This window comes from Bacteroidota bacterium (assembly GCA_016715425.1).
Classification (GTDB): Bacteria; Bacteroidota; Bacteroidia; order Chitinophagales; family BACL12; genus JADKAC01.
This window is the reverse complement of the sequence record JADKAC010000005.1, coordinates 115,034-132,568: the sequence shown is the minus strand read 5'-3', so window position 1 is coordinate 132,568 and position 17,535 is coordinate 115,034. Positions and strand designations below refer to the sequence as shown.

Genomic DNA, 17,535 nt, shown 5'->3' with positions numbered 1-17,535 from the left:
ATTTATTTATTTCTTATAATCACGAAGGGATCTATCAAGATCCCTTTTTTCATCCCGGGCTTTTATAGTGTTGCGTTTGTCATGTACTTTTTTACCTCTTGCTAATGCAATTTCTAATTTGGCAAAACCTCTTTCATTCACAAATAACCTTAGCGGCACAATTGTAAAACCTCTCTCCTTCACTTTTGCACCCAGCTTTGCCAATTCCTTTCTACTTAATAATAATTTGCGCAGTCGCAATGGTTCATGCTGATAATGCGTAGCCATGTTATACTCATTGATATGCATACTTTTCACCCAGAGTTCTTCATTTTTAAAAATGCAATATGCCTCGCTGATACTTGCCTTTCCCTCACGGATAGATTTTATTTCGCTGCCATGCAATACAATACCGGCAGAATAAGAATCAATAATTTCAAATTCAAACGTCGCCCTCTTATTTCTAATGCTTACCTCTTTATATTTCATCCGATTGAATTAAGTAATCTGTTTAGTTTTTCCTTTTTTAAAATCTTCTGTCCGGTTCTTCCGCTTGCAATCAACCGCTCCCCCACATGTGCTTTAAAGCTGCAAATTATTTCATGGCCATTTATCTCTTCTATTGTTGCAATAAATAATACCTTACTTCCAATCAGCGTCGGAGATGAATGCTTTATTTCGATAAAAGTACCAATCCCTTCTTCATCCGCATCTTTCATTTCCAAAACAAATAATCGGGTGCTCCATTCCGCATCTCTTGCCAGATTAAATGTAGCATATACTTCATGCACTGTTCCGCCATCTTCAAAATGCGCCTTATCCTCTGACCTCACAGTTCTTTCGTAAAATCTACGATCTCCGATTTGAAAAATTTGTTTCATGATGCGTAAAGATAATATTCAGCTAAGTGGATTATTTTTAGGTATATCTAAATATATTTTTTCGATTGCTAAAATATTAGCTAGATTTGTGCATGCGTTTTAATTTATTACTAATAACAATTCTTGGATGTATATTTTATGCTTCCTGTAAATCAAATTCGGAATCAGAATCAACACAGTTACGAATAGTAGCCACAACAGGAATGATTGCAGATATATTAAAAAACATTGCGGGTGAATATGCACAAGTAGAAGCACTGATGGGTCCGGGCGTTGATCCGCATTTATATAAAGCTTCTCAGGGAGATATCGGAAAGCTGCGCAATGCCGATATTGTATTTTACAATGGGTTGCATTTAGAAGGCAAAATGACGGAGATATTTGAAAGTCTTGGAAAGGAAAAACCTGTGGTTGCAGTAAGTGATGGTATAGATAAAAACAAATTAATAACAATAAATCAAGAAGGTGATAAAATTACTTATGATCCGCATATTTGGTTTGATGTCAGTTTATGGGAACAAGCGACAGCCTTTGCAATGCAACAATTAATAAAAATAGATCCGATACATGCAGACAGCTATAAATTAAATGGAGAAAAGTATTTAGAAAATCTGCGACAATTACATGCAGAAGTAATTTCCACTATGCAAACAATTCCAATTGAAAACAGAATTTTAATTACATCTCATGATGCATTTTCTTATTTCGGAAGAGCGTATGATGTTCGTGTAATTGGATTACAGGGAATTTCTACCGCAGCGGAATTTGGATTAAAAGATATAACAGATATGGTGAACACTATTATAGCAGAAAAAGTGAAAGCAGTATTTGTAGAAAGTAGTGTATCTGAAAAATCAATACGATCGGTGCAGGAAGGGTGCAGACAAAAAAAATACGATATTCAACTTGGAGGTACATTATACAGCGATGCAATGGGGTATGAAGGAACGCCGGAAGGTACTTATATAGGTATGGTGCGCCATAATATTCAAACAATGCTTGAGGCCTTAAAATAATATTATGCAAGAAAAAAATCAACCCGCAATAGAAGTACATGACCTTACGGTTTCCTATTTCCGCAAACCGGCTTTATGGGATATAGATTTTGAAATACCGGTAGGGGTGCTTGCAGGTATTATAGGTCCTAATGGCGCAGGAAAATCTACTTTGATAAAAGCAATCATGGGATTAATTGCAAATGATAGTGGATATGTAAAAATTTTTGGTGAAGATTTAAATACAGTACGCAATCGTATTGCATATGTCCCACAAAGAGGAACTGTGGATTGGCATTTTCCGGCAAGCGTTCTTGATGTCGTGTTGATGGGTAGATATGGAATAAGAGGTGTGCTGAAACGGACAACCAAAGCAGATAAAAAATTTGCAATGGAATGTCTTTTAAAAGTGGGTATGCAGGATTACAGCAAACGGCAAATTTCACAATTAAGTGGTGGGCAACAACAACGGGTTTTTATTGCAAGAGCTTTAGCACAGGAAGCGGATTTATATTTTATGGATGAACCATTTGCAGGAATAGATGCTACCACAGAAAAAACAATTTTTGAATTATTGCTCGCTATGCGTTCAGAAAATAAAACTATTCTTGTTGTGCATCACGATTTGCAGAGTGCATTTACTTATTTCGATTGGATACTTCTTTTGAATACGCAATTGATTGCAAATGGACCAAAAGAAAAAATATTTATACCGGAATATTTACAAAAAACTTATGGAGGCAAATTAAATATGCTTACCAAAGTACAAGATATAATTGGTGAGCTTCAAATTCCCGTGAGAGAAAAAAAATAATTTGTTATGAAAATATTTACATTAATTATCACCTGTTTTTTTATAATACAAGTATATAGTCAGGAACTTATAACTGATAGACCGGACATTACAGAAAGTCCATACATTGTTCCGCAAAATCATTTGCAATTTGAACATGGCCTTTCCTATAGTTGGGGTACAATAAAAAATACTTTTGATCCAACATTCGATGTGGATTATAATGTACTTCAAATTGCTTCTACATTAGTGCGCTATGGTATAAATGATTTGGTGGAATTGAGATTAGAATTTAATCCTACAGTTTCCACTATTGCAGGAGAATCAATAACGGGATTACCACCAATGGGATTAGGTATTAAATCAAAACTTTTTACTGGAGATGGAGCAATTCCACAAATAGCAATTTTGGCAACCGCATATCCCGGATTACTTGCAACAGAAAATATGCAACCCGAAGTAGCTATTTATGAATATAGGATGGCAGCCAATCATATTTTTACAGAATGGTGGAGCGTTGGTTGGAATTTCGGTGCAATAATTAGCAGCATAACATCTCCGCAATATGTGTATTCATTAAGTTCAGGATTTGCAATTAATGAAAAAGCAGGTTGCTTTGTAGAAGCCTATGGCAATTTCCCTGCAAATAAATTAGATGCAAACGTTTCCGATAATTTGTTTTTAGATGCAGGTTTCACTTATGGTTTCACTCCTATGTTACAAGCTGACTTATCCTTTGGTTATGAATTAACAAATATCAATGCGTACTATTCATTTGGAATTGGTTTCTCCTATCTTATTTCTTTAAAAAAATCAGATGGATAACTTTATAAAATTCTTTTCATTTTCAGAACCGAATGTTCGTTTTGTTGTAATCGGAATGATACTGATGGGAATTGGTACTGCAGCTATCGGCACGTTTGCATTTTTGCGTAAACGATCACTCACCGGAGATGCCGTAGCACATTCTGTATTACCCGGAATATGTCTTGCATTTTTAATTTTTAATAGTAAGGATCTTTGGATATTATTAGGAGGTGCATTTGTTACCGGATGGATTTCTCTTGCATTTATTGATTGGATAACACGCAGCACCAAATTAAAAAGCGATACTGCAATTGCATTGACACTAAGTGTATTTTTTGGAATCGGTATTATGTTACTCACTTTTATTCAACAAACAGGTGATGCATCACAAAGCGGATTAAATAACTTTCTGCTGGGAAAGGCAGCGGCAATGTCTCCATCGGATATTGAAACTATGGCAATTGTAAGTATAATAATTCTTGCAGTGTTGTTTATTTTTTTCAAAGAATTTACTTTACTTTCTTTCGATCCTGACTTTGCAAAAACATCAGGATTACCAGTAGTGTTTTTAGAAATTACTCTCACTACACTCACGGTATTAGCTGTTGCAAGTGGAATTCAATCCGTAGGTGTAGTATTAATGGCAGCCATGTTAATTACACCCGCTGCCGCAGCTCGTTATTGGACAGATGATTTAAAAAAAATGCTTGCTCTCAGTATGTTGTTTGCAGTGATTGGCGGTATTGCAGGAGCATACGTTTCTTTCGTCAATAATAAAATGCCAACAGGCCCTTGGATAGTAACCGTAGTTTCATTATTCGCTTTATTATCAATTTTATTTGCACCACATAAAGGTGCCATTCCTAAAATATTTTTGCGCAAAAAACATAGTAGAAAAGTGGTGTATGAAAACGTATTGAAAGTAATGTATCATATTCAGGAATCCGAACAAAAAGAAACTGCAGTTACAGCTTCTGCAATACAACAAAAAAGACAAATGGCCACTGCCGATATACGCAACGGCATAAAAAATTTATTACATAAAAATCTTATTGTCGAAATGCAGGAAGGTTATCGAATGACTGCATTTGGATTAACAGAAGCAAAACGTATTGTAAGATTACATCGCTTATGGGAAATGTATTTAACCCAGCAACTTAATATTGCAAGCGATCATGTACATGATGATGCAGAAGCAGTGGAACATATCATTACACCAGAAATGGAAAAACGATTAATAGAAATTTTAGGATTCCCTGAAAAAGATCCTCACGATAAAGAGATACCTTATGCATGATGCATTATGGATAATAGTTACGGGCAGTTTAGTAGCGGTTACCAGTGGTTTACTTGGTTGCTTTTTGATATTGCGAAAAATGGCAATGGTAGGTGATGCTATTTCGCATGCGGTACTTCCGGGTATTGCATTGGCGTATTTGTTTTCAGGTTCACGAAATCCGGTGTTGATGTTAATTGGTGCTTCTGCTTTTGGTATTTTATGTACGGTGATGATTGAGGCATTTCATAAACGGGCTAAGTTGCAGGAAGACGCTTCTATCGGCATTAGTTTCACATGGTTGTTTGCAATCGGAGTTATTCTTATCACATATTTTGCAGACAAAGTTGATCTTGATCAGGAATGTGTGTTATACGGCGAAATTGCGTTTATCAATTTCGAAACATGGAATGGTGTTCCTATCGCAGTGTGGATGTTAGGAGCAATTTTTATTTTAATTCTTGCATTTATTTTCATTGGATATAAAGGTTTATATCTCACTACATTCGATCCGGAATATGCTGCAACAATTGGTATCTCTGTTGGCTTATGGCATTATATGCTGATGGGTGCAGTTTCACTTACTACAGTTATGTCTTTCGAAAGTGTAGGAGCAATTTTAGTAGTTGCATTTTTAATTGTTCCTGGTGCAACTGCTTATTTATTGACACATAAACTAAAAACTATGCTTTGGCTTTCAGCATGTATCGGAATTATTGCATCAATCACCGGATATTATTTAGCAGCACTATTAAATGCATCAATTTCCGGCGCAATGGTAACTGTATTGGGAATATTATTTTTTATAGTTTTCCTATTCACAACAATCCGTACTAAAACTGCAATAGCATTATCCTAAAATAATAAAAACTACACTGCTTATCATATCATTATTTACAGATTGAATAATGTAAGTTCCCGCATTTAAATCATTCACATTAATTAGTTGCTGACATGGTGAAAAATCAGGAAGTGTTTTTACATTATTCACTTGCATATCAAAAATTAAAATTGATGAGGTTTCTTTTAATTCAATGAATAATGCATCAGATGTAGGATTCAGATAAATATGTAATTGATTTGGTTGAATAGTATTTATGAGTTGCGGAACAAATATTTGCAGAGATGTAAATACCGGTGCTGTAATTACGGCAGGATTATAATCGAAATAAATTAATGCTTTATTGCTTAATAGTGTGCCTTCGGACAATCCATCTTGTAATTGAAACTTAAATTAATCCAGCAAGAACATTATTATCCGGTAGGGCTTCTAAAAATCTGAATTCACTTTTCTCGATTTCATAGATATGCATAAACATGGACTGCGAAAAAACAGCAAGGGGCAGAAAAAAAAATAATTAAAAAAATATTTTTATTGGTAATAGCTTTATACCAAAGATTTTCTATTTGAGTTGAGCTTCAATTAATCTTTCTTACAATAAGATTTCCTGCTACTTTCTGAGAGATAACTATATCGGATTTATTATTAATGCGTATATGCTTTGACTTATCATATTCTTCATCATCTAAAATCAACATTTTTGCCTGAAGCACCAATTGTATTTTATTCAAGTATTTTAAAAAGTCTGATGAGTGATCAATTACTCCAACAATAATTCCTGTATCCCCCACCTGCATTTTATCCAGAGTTACTTCCTCATGATATGCAATATTGCCATGCACATCAGGAATAGGATCACCATGCGGATCAAATTTGGGAAAACCCAGATAGCTCTCTAATTTTTCAGTGAGCGTATCATTTTTTATATGCTCTAATTCCTCAGCCATATCATGCACTTCATCCCAATTAAATTTTAAACGATCAACCAAAAATGTTTCCCATAAGCGATGGCTGCGAATTAAACGAAGTGCTTCTTTTTTTCCGCTTGCAGTTAATGTAACACCATAATATTTTTCGTAATTAATTAATTTTTTTTGCGCCAACTTTTTCAACATATCCGTAACCGATGCGGCAGCAATTCCCATTTTTTCAGAAATAGCGTTGGTATTAATATTTTTATCTGATATCTCACTTAATTTAAAAATGGCTTTCAAATAGTTTTCTTCCGTTTGTGATATAATGGTTTGCTTTTTCAATATTGGTTTATTGAAAGCAAAACTAAGGTACATGCTTCAACAGTTTCAATTCCGTTTTTTTTCGCTAATTCTTCCAATTCATCATTCTCTGTTCCCGGATTAAAAATAATCCGCTTTGGCTTTAAGCTCAGGATATAATCATAATATTCTTTTTGCCGCACCGGATTTAAATATAGCGTAACGGTATCTACATTTTTCTCGTCAGGCAAGTTGGTTTGAATAGCAACTGTATCCACCATTGCTGCTCGATTTCCTATTGCCACTATATCATGACCATGTTGACCCAACTGTTTTATTGCTTTGTAAGCATAACGCTCAGGCTTAGGTGAAGCACCCAGAACTACTGTTTTTTTATTTTCCATTTTCCTAAAATTGTAACATCTATTGATTTGTATTAAATAAGCTATTAATTTGCAGAACAATTCAAAAGCAGGTACTGTTCAAAAAATACATTTGTAAAACATAACAATGAATATAGAAAACATAAACACAATTGCAAAAGAAGCTATACCATTACTGGATTTTTCCAATAGGGAAGTATTGCAATCACGGGATGAAATTGAATACCGTAAACAATTACTTATTCAAAGTATGGTATTGGGAAATACCTATCATACAAAAGTGATTATCATCTTTGAAAGCGGAAATGGAATTTTTCAGGTAGACACAACTATTTGGGCTACAACCGATGATTTTGTTTTGCTGAAAGGTGCAGTGTATTTACCCATAAAGTGCATTCATGGTGTGATAATTCCTTAAGCTTTTTTTAGGAAATTTACAATGCGATAACCGATTAAATGCGATAACAAACTGCATTTATATTCATACCTGCACCAACTGATGCAAGTAAAATAATATCGCCATTATTTAAAACATGTTCAGGCATTTCCCCTTTTAAAACTCTATCTAATAAAGTAGGGATAGTTGCTACCGAGCTATTGCCTAACTTATGAATACTCATCGGCATTATATGTTCCGGCAAATCAGTTATACCATATAATTTGTACAACCCTTTTATTATGCCTTCGTCCATCTTTTCATTTGCCTGATGCATAAATACTTTTTTTACATCTGTAATATTTACACCGCTATTTTCAAGACATTGTTTCATCGCCTGCGGCACATAGGTTATGGCATACTCATATACTTTACGACCTTTCATTTTTATATATCGAATACGTGGATCCGATTCAGGAAAATTAGATTTATTAAAACGCAGATAATTCATTTCCTCACCACAATGAGCCATTGCGGAAATACCGAGAATTCCACTTTGTGTTTTTTCTGCAGGAATAGCTTCAAGAATACATGCCCCGGCGCCATCGGAAAAAATCATACTGTCACGATCATAAATATCTAATACTCGAGATAACATTTCAGCACCTATAACCAAACATTTTTTTGCCTGGCCGGATTGAATAAACGCATGCCCCTGAATTAATCCCTGCAACCATCCCGGACAACCAAATAAAATATCATAAGGAATACACGCAGGATTTTTTATAGCCAATGTATTTTTAAGTCGGGAGGCAAGTGGTGGTAACACATCCGTTTGAATAGTATGCTTGGTTACATCACCAAAATTATGAGCGAAAATTATCTGATCTAATGTTTCAGGATCAATACCCGAAGCCTCAATTGCCCGACGAGCTGCTATGGTAGCCATATCACTGGTATTCATATCTGATGACGCATATCGCCGCTCTTCTATACCCGTTATTTGCTGGAATTTTTCTGCAATTTCCTGTGCAGGTGTTTCAATGCGTTTGTTATTCAAATCATAAAAATCATGATTTGCAAACTGTTTATTTGTTTTTATTATTTCAGGAATATAACAACCTGTTCCTGTAATTACTGAATGCATATATCCAATTATTTTTTATTTAATTTATTGTTATTCCAATGCATACTTCAAATCATTAATTATATCTTCTGCATCTTCTATACCCACGCTCATGCGCACAAATCCATCGGTTAATCCCATCGCAATCCTTCTTTCTACAGATACATTTACATGCGTCATGGATGCGGGATGCTGTATCAATGTATCCGTAGTGCCGAGACTGGTAACTAATTTACACACTTTTACTTTCTTCATCAATTTTTTTCCTGCTGACAATCCGCCTTTTAATTCAAAACTCAACATAGAACCCGGCAAGCGCATTTGTTTTTTAATGATGTTGTATTGTGGATGTGTTTTAAATCCGGTGTAATTAATATGTGCAATGGCTCGATGTTGTTGTAAAAATTCTGCTACCAGTTTTGCATTTACACAATGACGATCCATACGCAAGGATAAGGTTTTTAATCCCTGCAATAATAACCATGCATCAAATGCATTACTGTTGGAGCCGAGTAATTTCACATAGCGCCATACTTTTTCTTTTATAAATTTTTTGTCTTTTCCAATTACAGCTCCACCTAAACTATTGCCATGTCCGTTTAAAAATTTTGTGGTGGAATACACAGAAAAATCAGCACCCAATTTTAATGGTTGTTGTAAATAACTTGTAGAAAAAGTATTATCCACTGCAACTTTCACTTTATACGTTAATGCCATATTGCATAATGCAGATATATCAAAAACTTCCATCAATGGATTTGATGGTGATTCGATATAAATCAATTTTATTTTTTTGTCGGATTGTAATAAAGATTCTACTGCTTTTAAATTATGTAAGTCAGCATTTATTGTTTCAATTCCAAATTCAGGTAATAGCGATTGCATTAATTCATCGGTTGTTCCATATAATTGATGTTGAGTAAGCATTTTTTCACCTTCTTTTACAACCGAAAGAATCACTGCTGAAATTGCCGCCATACCACTGCTGAATAATTGCGCTCTTGCTGAAATATCAGTTTTGTATGTTTCTAACAATGCAAGTTTTTGTTCCGCCATTTCCACTGTGGGATTGCTCCAACGAGAATAGATATATCCTTTATCTCTATCGTTGAATAATTCCATTGCATGCTGCGGCGACTCGAATGTAAAAGCAGATGTGGCATAGATAGCTTCTGCATGTGGCAAAATTTTCTTTTCCAAATTAATATGCTCCACACACAACGAGGCAAAACCTTTACTCCACTTATTCTGTTTCAAATCAAATAGTTTTGCATAAAAATAGCAGTTAATAGCTTGTTAACTTCTGACATTGATTAAAATCATTCTATATACTAATAAACTCATAATCAAATGTATTTCTTTGATGACTTGTCACTACCTACTATTATTATAATTGGTGGTGGCTTTGGTGGTTTGCAATTGGTGAAACGTTTAAATGATAAACCTTATCGTGTACTACTTCTGGATAAACATAATTATCACACATTTCAACCCTTGTTATATCAAATTGCTTCGGCAGGTATCAGTGCGGATGCAATTGCATTTCCCTTCCGCAGAAAAATTGGTCCTTATCCCAATATTGCATTTCGCATGGCAGAAGTAACAGAAGTATCGCCGGTAAATAAAATTGTACATACTAACATCGGTGATTTTAATTATGATTATTTAATAATTGCGACGGGATCTACAACAAATTATTTTGGAAATGTAAATCTGGAAAAATATGGTTTGCCTCTTAAAAGCATTCCGGATTCTCTGAATTTACGCAGTGATATTTTACAGGAATTTGAAACAGCATTAATTACAGAGGCGATTGAATCACAGGATAGGTTTTTAAAATTTGTAATTGTTGGCGGTGGACCTACCGGTGTTGAACTTGCGGGTGCATTGGCAGAAATAAAAAAGTATGTGTTACCAAAAGATTATACGGAAATAAAAAAAGATCGCATGCATGTAAAATTGATTGAGGCAGGTGATCGATTGCTTCCACCAATGAGTGAAAAATCCAGCAGACTTGCAAAAAAATATGTGGAGCAATTAGGTGTTGAGGTATTGTTGAATACAACAGTTACGGATTATGATGGAGTGGTAATTACATTGGGTGATGGACAAAAAATTGAATCAGAAAATGTGATATGGACTGCAGGTGTAAAAGGTGTTGTACTGAATGGAATTCCAAAAGAATTAATTGTGCGTGGCAACAGATATAAAGTGGATGCATTTAATCGTATTGAAGGTTATGACAATATTTTTGCTATTGGAGATATTGCATTAATGACTGCCGATCCTAAATATCCGAAAGGACATCCCGGTGTTGCACAAGGTGCTGTTCAACAAGCAAAAAATCTCGGTAAAAATTTTATGCGCATGCATCACAAAAAAGAATTATTACCTTTTCGATATCACGACAAAGGAAGCATGGCAACCATAGGCAGACACAGAGCTGTGGTGGATCTTCCTTATGTTTCTTTTGGTGGATATTTAGCTTGGTATGTCTGGATGTTTGTACACTTAATGACCTTGGTTGGTTTTCGAAATCGGTTTATGGTATTCATGAGTTGGATGTGGAATTATTTTACTTACGACCGTGCATTGCGTTTAATAATTCGTCCGTATAAGCGACCTGAATAAATAGAATGTTGTATCTTCAAAATAAAAATGCTGAACGACTTACTCCCTGAAAATCTGCTTGTGTTTGATATAGAAACTGTACCGGCAGAAAAAGACTTTAATAATTTAAATCCTGCATTACAAAAATTGTGGGAAGATAAAAATGGTCGTAACAGACCGGAAGATGAATCACCCGAGAAATATTATTTTAATCGTGCAGGAATTTTTGCTGAGTTTGGAAAAGTGGTTGTTATTGTTTGTGGTTATATGCAGAAAAAAAACAATGCATATCATCTGAAATTGAAAACATATAAAAATCATAACGAGAAAGAATTGTTGCAGGAATTTTCTCACACACTTATTAATGTTTCTAAAAATAATTTTCAGTTATGCGGACATAATATCCGTGAGTTTGATGTGCCTTGGTTATGTCGTCGTATGCTGATTAATGGATTGCCCCTTCCCCATGCAATTGATTTATATGGAAAAAAACCCTGGGAAGTAAATCATGTTGATACATTAGATCTTTGGAAGTTTGGTGATTTTAAACATTACACTTCTTTAAATCTGCTTGCAAATATTTTAGATATTCCTACACCAAAAGATAATATGGATGGCAGTATGGTTGGCAAATCATATTGGGAAGAAGATGGATTAGATAACATTGCAGTGTATTGTAATAAAGATGTAATTGCAGTTGCGCAACTTATTATGCGTTTAAAAGGATTGCCATTGATAGCAGAAGAACATATTACTTTTTCGGAATAGAAATAATTTTATTTAATTAAAGTAATTTCCAAGAACAACTTATGAATTTATAAATTATACTCTTCGCCATAAGTCCGATAACTTTACTCCAATAAAAAACAGTTATGTTATATCGCTACTTAATTACTCTCTGCATTTTTGTATTATCAATTTCTTTTTCACAAGCACAATTTATTTATTTAGCTCCACCTGCTCCAACAGAAATAGCGGAGGCACCACATTGGGCGCAATTGATGTATGCCGATAATCCGAATGTATTTACTGTGGAGGATGCATATACAAAGTATTATAAAAATCATCTTTTCGAAAAAAATTATCATACGCAATATTATAAACGTTGGAGAAGATTTGTTGAACCGTATATTCAAACCGATGGCACTTATATTTTACCCGATGCAGAAACATTAATTGCACAAGATGAAATAATGCGTAATAAACATTTAAGTGGAACAAGATCTTCTTCAGGTGATTGGACAAATGTGGGTCCTTATCAAGTGTATAATCAGGAAGGAGATTTTTCTAATGATCAAACTAATGTGTATAGTATTGATCAAAGTACGAGTAATCCAAATATTTTGTATTGCGGAACAGAACCGGGAGAAATTTATAAATCAACAGATGCCGGAGCAACATGGGAAAGTGTTACTCACGATTATTATTTCAGTGGTGTGGAAGCAATTGAAATTGATCCTACGAATGCAGATATTGTATATGCAGCAAATGGATATAGTTTATTTAAAACAACGAATGGAGGTGTAACATGGAATTCAATGTTATATGCAACAGGTTTATGGCCACATGAAATTTTAGTAAATCCATCAAATACAAATATTGTAATTATCGTCGGTGAAAATGGTGTGTATCGCAGTACAGATGCAGGTGATACCTGGACGCATTTATTTTCTGCAAAGGCATGGGATATTAAATTAAAATCAGATGATGATAACACCGTGTATTTATTAAAAAATAATGCAACAGAAAAACGCAGTGAATTTTTTGTGTCAACCGATATGGGAGAAACTTTTATTTTAAAAGATAATGGATGGTATAGTAGTACTGATCCTTCACGTTATGCTGGCGGTTCCAGAATAGCTGTTACACCCGCAGATCCCAATCGTATTTATGTGTATTTAATTGGTGATGCAAAATCCGGCGATTATGGTTATATCGGAATTTATCGCAGTGATGATGGCGGCGAAACATGGACATTGCCCAACGGTCCGGATGGTGGCCCTTATAATGCAACTCATCAAAATCTCGCTATCGGTTGGGTTGGTTGGGATTATCATCAGGGATTTTATAATTGCGCAATTATGGCGAGTAATGATGATGCAGATAACATTTTAATTGGTGGTTTAAATTTATGGAAGAGTGATGATGGTGGAAATACATTTACTCCACTGGGCGGATACATCAGTTCCACTTTAGATATGCATCCCGATATGCAGGATTTTCGTGCAAATGAAAATGGATATTGGATAACAAGTGATGGTGGTGTAAATTATAGTAATGATTTTTTTTTCAGTGAAAATTTGAGAAAGTCTGCAGGAATTCACGGTGCAGAATATTGGGGTTTCGGACAAGGATGGAATGAAGATGTTACTGTTGGTGGATTATATCACAATGGAGTAATTGCTTTTTATTCTCCGTACGAAGCAGGTAATTATTTACAACTCGGTGGCGGCGAACCTGCATCGGGTTATGTGAATCCGGGAAACAATAGAAAAATTTATTCAACACAAATTGGTTCTGCAATTATTCCCGAATCAATTGGCGAACCAATTTTATATGGCAGTTTTGGAATTGAACCCAACGAAAGTTATTGGACAGCAGCAAGCAGTGAATTAGAATTTTATCCTTCATGCTATAATATTTGTTTTACAGGAAAGGAACATAAATTATGGAAGTCAGAAGATGGTGGTTCCTCTTTTAATGCATTATATACTTTCGGAACAAATGCAAATGCATCAGTAAGATATATTGAAATAGCCCGTAATAATCCCGATATAATGTATGTGACGCAAGCACCTGCTGCAAGTGGAAGTGGTAAGCTTTGGAAAACAACAGATGGCGGAATTTCATTTTCAGAAATTACAATTCCTTCAGTTGCCGGCGGATCAAAAGACAGAATTTTAATTGCTATTAATCCTGAAAATCCAGAGCAGATTTATTTAGCTTATCCGGGTGCTTATGATGGCAGTAAAATATTTTATTCTGATAACAGTGGAACATCATGGTCCAATATTACCAACAGCATTTTAAACAGTGAAGATTGCAGAAGTATAAGTTATGTTGCGGGAACTGATGGCGGATTATATTATGCAACTAACTACAGCATTTATTATTACAATCATTCTTTAGGTTGGAATGAATTTAATAATGGATTACCTTTTTATACCAACAGCAATATCTTAAAACCATTTTATCGTGATGGAAAAATTCGTATTGCAACGTATGGAAAAGGTATTTGGGAAAGTGCATTGTATGAAGATCCTGCTTATCCGATTGCACAGGCAACAGTAAATAAATTTAATACATTCTGTGCAACAGATACTTTTTATTTTGAAGATTATTCTTTTTTAAATCATGAGGGTGCAACCTGGAGCTGGACATTTGAAGATGCAACACCGGCAACATCTGATATTCGAAATCCGAAAATTGTTTTTAATAGTATTGGAATGCATAATGCAACGCTTACAGTTACAGATATAAATGGAAACAGCAGCAGCAATACAATTACAATTGAAATTCAGGAAGTGGACAGAACAAATATTGCGGAGGATTTTGAAGCTACATTTCCTCCGGATTATTGGACAACAAGCGGAGTAAATAGCGGTGCTTCCATTTGGAACAAAACAGATTTTGCAGGTGGATATAGTACAAGCAGCAATAGTGCATTAGCAAATAATTACGATGTAAATCTGGAAGGTGGATATAGTGATTTACGTGCATTTATAAATCTGGAAGATATAACAGATCCCATACTCACTTTCGATATTGCTTACACTCCGTATGCGAGTGGCTACATTGATTCTCTTGCAGTTTTAATTACAACGGATTGCGGAGAAACCTTTACGCAAGTGTATTATAAAGGTGGTTTTGATTTAGCAACCGCACCAACATATTCAGGTGGATATTTTATTCCTGAAGACGATGAATGGAGAACAGATACAATTCTATTAAATGACTTTATTGGTGAGTCGAATGCAATTATCGCATTTCGAAATATTGGCGGTTGGGGGCAATTACTTTATATAGATAATGTGAATTTAAATGGAACAGCAGTGTCTATTCAAACACCGGAAAACATAAATGTAAATTTCTTTCCTAATCCTGTAATTGCAGGAAATTATATTACACTTTCTGGAAGTGGTTTAGAAAATTTTGATGTGGAGATTTTTAATATGGATGGAAAGATGGTAAAGAAACAACAAATACATACAGGTGAAAAAATTTTAATAGATATTACATTCAGCAGCGGTATTTATACATTTAAAATTGCGGGTGATAGTTTTATGCGCTTTGGTAAAATTGTGGTGCTGTAATGAATCTGCTAATGTGAAATTCTATTTTTCCTTTTTTTTCTTCTTTTTATTTTCTGATTTTACTTTTTTGTAGTCCTTCTTACTTTCTCTCGACATAATTAAGGACTCTTTTAAACCGGCAGCCATTGAAAGCATCAACATATTTATAGAGCCTTTATTCATGTTGCGTTCAATTCGAAATTTACTTACAAAAGGTGGATCATTTTCATTTGCCGGATTGCTTCCTTTCAAATAGGTATTTGCAGCAAGTGAGATAACTGAATTAATCCAATTATCCTTGTCTTCCATTAAAATATTAATCTTAAGCCCGTGGTATTCAAAACCCATTTTACCTGTAGCATATCCTTCATAACCATTGCCCTGCATACGCACTCTATCCACTATGCCGCTATCTAATGTAACAGGTGCAATCTGACTTACTAAAGTATTCATACGATTAATTTCAAATGATGAAGTGCTTATATCAAAAGTGAAATGCGGTTTATCATAATCAAATTGAATCATTACCTGAAATGGAATTGTGTTTTCAATAACTCCACTGCCGGAAATTGTGAGTGGTAATTCTGTATCTCTATTTGAAATATTAGAAACGTTAGCCTCCATTTTAGAAACTTTTACTTCCAATGATTTATTCTCCGGCAATTTTTCTTTACTGGTTATATTAATATCTTTTGCAATAACATGTTTTATATCAATTGGCATTTTCAATTTTAATAAATTCTGTGTAGGAAATACAGGAAACTTGGTATTATCAATAGGTTTCGTTTTATCCTTATAAATATTCAGATTGACTCCACTCACAGTGATGCTTTCTGCAATTATCGAATTACTATTAAGTAATGAATTTGTTTGTATTCCCAATATATCCACCGATGCTACAGTACCAAACAAGTCGGCAGTTTGATATTGATATTTTTGTTGAATAACGTCCTCCGCTACATTCGGAATATATTGTATGTTACGAATGGATAGAATCTCTTGCGAATACCCATACGAAAGCGAATCCATTTTGAATTGCGCAGTACTATCTGAGGTAAGAAAAAATAAATTATTAAAAGACATTTGTAGATCATTAAATGCGAAAGTACTTGTGTCTATATAATTTGTAAGCGCAAACGAATCTAAGTTTATTTTATAATTATGTAGAGAGAAATCCCGCATGGGTCCGGTGTGCATTCTACCTTCTAAGGAATCAATACTTAATGCAACTGCAGCATTTGTAATCGTGTTTTTTCCTTCCTCAGATTTCAGTTGAAAATCATCTAAAATTATCTGTAGATTATGTACAAAAAATTCACGATCATAAAAAGTATTAATCCCATGTAAATTTGCATTGGTTAATTCTAACTTCACTAATTTATATGCTTGCAATTTTTTCTTTGCCTCCTTATCTGTTTTCTTTTCTTCTTGTTTTGCTGCATTTATTGGAAAAATAATAAAGTTGCTACCGGTTACATTTAATGATATATCCGGATTGCGTATTTCAATGCTTTCTAAATCCAATTCTTTATTCCGCAACAAATGAAATATTTCCACATTTTGTAATTCAATTTTTTCGGTGGTGAGAATAATCGTTGAATTAATGTAAGCGTATTGTTCGGGCAATTCTTCTTTGCGGGAAAATTTCACATCGTGTACGGTAATATTTCCACTAAAGACATTTACACTTAAATCTTCAAACTGCAAATCATAAACTTCAGACAAGCTACTGTTATCATAACTCAACCGGAGTGCCTGACTTATTACAGTATTAAAATTATGCAAGAGTAAAATTATTGCAATACAAATAATAAGTAATACTCCACTGGCTATACTTATTATCCAAATTTTTTTGTTGTTCATTTGCGTGCTTTTGAATAGGAATTCAAGTTAATTGTTACTAAGTAGTTAACACCCGATTGTTTTTTTAAATCCTTCACCAATCTAAAGGTATTTAAAATT

General features: G+C 34.3%; 17 protein-coding genes. 9 read left to right on the top strand and 8 right to left on the bottom strand.

Going from position 1 to position 17,535, the window contains the following annotated elements:
• Positions 1–6: 6 nt before the first annotated feature.
• The gene (gene smpB / locus IPN31_06505; protein ID MBK8681545.1) at positions 7–468 is read right to left on the bottom strand and encodes an SsrA-binding protein SmpB; all 462 of its coding nucleotides are present in this window, start codon (positions 466–468) and stop codon (positions 7–9) included.
• The gene (locus tag IPN31_06500) at positions 465–860 is read right to left on the bottom strand and encodes a hypothetical protein (GenBank protein ID MBK8681544.1); all 396 of its coding nucleotides are present in this window, start codon (positions 858–860) and stop codon (positions 465–467) included. The genes smpB and IPN31_06500 overlap by 4 nt, the downstream gene beginning before the upstream one ends.
• A 92-nt stretch (positions 861–952) precedes the next feature.
• On the opposite strand from IPN31_06500, the gene IPN31_06495 reads away from it, so the two are divergent.
• Genes IPN31_06495 through IPN31_06475 form a run of 5 tightly spaced genes read left to right on the top strand, consistent with a single transcriptional unit; the run spans position 953 to position 5,590 of the window.
• On the top strand, positions 953–1,876 hold the full coding sequence (locus IPN31_06495) for a zinc ABC transporter substrate-binding protein (protein MBK8681543.1): 924 nt from the start codon (positions 953–955) through the stop codon (positions 1,874–1,876).
• A 4-nt stretch (positions 1,877–1,880) separates the two neighbouring features.
• Positions 1,881–2,669: a metal ABC transporter ATP-binding protein gene (locus IPN31_06490; protein MBK8681542.1), complete on the top strand. Its 789-nt coding sequence runs from the start codon at positions 1,881–1,883 to the stop codon at positions 2,667–2,669.
• 6 nt (positions 2,670–2,675) lie between these two features.
• Positions 2,676–3,473, top strand: a complete 798-nt coding sequence (locus IPN31_06485) for a transporter (GenBank protein ID MBK8681541.1) — start codon at positions 2,676–2,678, stop codon at positions 3,471–3,473.
• Positions 3,466–4,752 carry a metal ABC transporter permease gene (locus IPN31_06480; protein ID MBK8681540.1) on the top strand — a complete coding sequence of 429 codons (1,287 nt, stop codon included), beginning with the start codon at positions 3,466–3,468 and terminating at the stop codon, positions 4,750–4,752. Before IPN31_06485 ends, IPN31_06480 begins: the two co-directional genes overlap by 8 nt.
• Positions 4,745–5,590 (top strand): metal ABC transporter permease, encoded by an 846-nt coding sequence (locus IPN31_06475; protein ID MBK8681539.1) that lies wholly within the window; start codon positions 4,745–4,747, stop codon positions 5,588–5,590. Before IPN31_06480 ends, IPN31_06475 begins: the two co-directional genes overlap by 8 nt.
• Here the strand turns inward: IPN31_06475 and IPN31_06470 are convergent.
• The 3 genes from IPN31_06470 to IPN31_06460 form a co-directional block, all read right to left on the bottom strand.
• Complete coding sequence (locus tag IPN31_06470; protein MBK8681538.1) at positions 5,582–5,941, bottom strand: hypothetical protein; 360 nt, start codon at positions 5,939–5,941, stop codon at positions 5,582–5,584. The genes IPN31_06475 and IPN31_06470 overlap by 9 nt on opposite strands.
• Before the next feature lie 209 nt (positions 5,942–6,150).
• Positions 6,151–6,813: a metal-dependent transcriptional regulator gene (locus IPN31_06465; protein MBK8681537.1), complete on the bottom strand. Its 663-nt coding sequence runs from the start codon at positions 6,811–6,813 to the stop codon at positions 6,151–6,153.
• An 11-nt stretch (positions 6,814–6,824) separates the two neighbouring features.
• A complete protein-coding gene (locus tag IPN31_06460) occupies positions 6,825–7,190 on the bottom strand; it encodes a CoA-binding protein (protein MBK8681536.1) in 366 nt (121 codons plus the stop codon).
• Between the two features lie 106 nt (positions 7,191–7,296).
• Here IPN31_06460 and IPN31_06455 point away from each other — a divergent pair, with 106 nt between their 5' ends.
• Positions 7,297–7,587 carry a hypothetical protein gene (locus IPN31_06455; protein ID MBK8681535.1) on the top strand — a complete coding sequence of 97 codons (291 nt, stop codon included), beginning with the start codon at positions 7,297–7,299 and terminating at the stop codon, positions 7,585–7,587.
• Between the two features lie 34 nt (positions 7,588–7,621).
• Here IPN31_06455 and IPN31_06450 read toward each other — a convergent pair whose 3' ends face one another.
• Complete coding sequence (locus IPN31_06450) at positions 7,622–8,692, bottom strand: 3-oxoacyl-ACP synthase III family protein (GenBank protein MBK8681534.1); 1,071 nt, start codon at positions 8,690–8,692, stop codon at positions 7,622–7,624.
• Between the two features lie 30 nt (positions 8,693–8,722).
• Positions 8,723–9,928, bottom strand: coding sequence for an aminotransferase class I/II-fold pyridoxal phosphate-dependent enzyme (locus IPN31_06445; GenBank protein ID MBK8681533.1), 1,206 nt, complete (start codon positions 9,926–9,928; stop codon positions 8,723–8,725).
• Between the two features lie 93 nt (positions 9,929–10,021).
• Between IPN31_06445 and IPN31_06440 the strand changes: the two genes are divergently transcribed.
• The 3 genes from IPN31_06440 (at position 10,022) to IPN31_06430 (ending at position 15,594) form a co-directional block, all read left to right on the top strand.
• A complete protein-coding gene (locus tag IPN31_06440) occupies positions 10,022–11,302 on the top strand; it encodes an NAD(P)/FAD-dependent oxidoreductase (GenBank protein MBK8681532.1) in 1,281 nt (426 codons plus the stop codon).
• Between the two features lie 27 nt (positions 11,303–11,329).
• Positions 11,330–12,049 carry a 3'-5' exonuclease gene (locus IPN31_06435; GenBank protein ID MBK8681531.1) on the top strand — a complete coding sequence of 240 codons (720 nt, stop codon included), beginning with the start codon at positions 11,330–11,332 and terminating at the stop codon, positions 12,047–12,049.
• Between the two features lie 104 nt (positions 12,050–12,153).
• Entirely contained in the window at positions 12,154–15,594 is a 3,441-nt protein-coding gene (locus tag IPN31_06430; protein MBK8681530.1) for a T9SS type A sorting domain-containing protein, read from the top strand.
• Between the two features lie 21 nt (positions 15,595–15,615).
• Here the strand turns inward: IPN31_06430 and IPN31_06425 are convergent, their stop codons facing one another.
• Positions 15,616–17,436 (bottom strand): hypothetical protein, encoded by a 1,821-nt coding sequence (locus tag IPN31_06425; protein MBK8681529.1) that lies wholly within the window; start codon positions 17,434–17,436, stop codon positions 15,616–15,618.
• Positions 17,437–17,535: the final 99 nt, after the last annotated feature.

Excerpts from the sequence above, each read along its gene's own strand:
- smpB (MBK8681545.1), bottom strand. The coding sequence starts at position 468 with ATGAAATATAAAGAGGTAAGCATTAGAAATAAGAGGGCGACGTTTGAA.
- IPN31_06500 (MBK8681544.1), bottom strand. The coding sequence starts at position 860 with ATGAAACAAATTTTTCAAATCGGAGATCGTAGATTTTACGAAAGAACT.
- IPN31_06495 (MBK8681543.1), top strand. The coding sequence starts at position 953 with ATGCGTTTTAATTTATTACTAATAACAATTCTTGGATGTATATTTTAT.
- IPN31_06490 (MBK8681542.1), top strand. The coding sequence starts at position 1,881 with ATGCAAGAAAAAAATCAACCCGCAATAGAAGTACATGACCTTACGGTT.
- IPN31_06485 (MBK8681541.1), top strand. The coding sequence starts at position 2,676 with ATGAAAATATTTACATTAATTATCACCTGTTTTTTTATAATACAAGTA.
- IPN31_06480 (MBK8681540.1), top strand. The coding sequence starts at position 3,466 with ATGGATAACTTTATAAAATTCTTTTCATTTTCAGAACCGAATGTTCGT.
- IPN31_06475 (MBK8681539.1), top strand. The coding sequence starts at position 4,745 with ATGCATGATGCATTATGGATAATAGTTACGGGCAGTTTAGTAGCGGTT.
- IPN31_06460 (MBK8681536.1), bottom strand. The coding sequence starts at position 7,190 with ATGGAAAATAAAAAAACAGTAGTTCTGGGTGCTTCACCTAAGCCTGAG.
- IPN31_06455 (MBK8681535.1), top strand. The coding sequence starts at position 7,297 with ATGAATATAGAAAACATAAACACAATTGCAAAAGAAGCTATACCATTA.
- IPN31_06450 (MBK8681534.1), bottom strand. The coding sequence starts at position 8,692 with ATGCATTCAGTAATTACAGGAACAGGTTGTTATATTCCTGAAATAATA.
- IPN31_06440 (MBK8681532.1), top strand. The coding sequence starts at position 10,022 with ATGTATTTCTTTGATGACTTGTCACTACCTACTATTATTATAATTGGT.
- IPN31_06435 (MBK8681531.1), top strand. The coding sequence starts at position 11,330 with ATGCTGAACGACTTACTCCCTGAAAATCTGCTTGTGTTTGATATAGAA.
- IPN31_06430 (MBK8681530.1), top strand. The coding sequence starts at position 12,154 with ATGTTATATCGCTACTTAATTACTCTCTGCATTTTTGTATTATCAATT.
- IPN31_06425 (MBK8681529.1), bottom strand. The coding sequence starts at position 17,436 with ATGAACAACAAAAAAATTTGGATAATAAGTATAGCCAGTGGAGTATTA.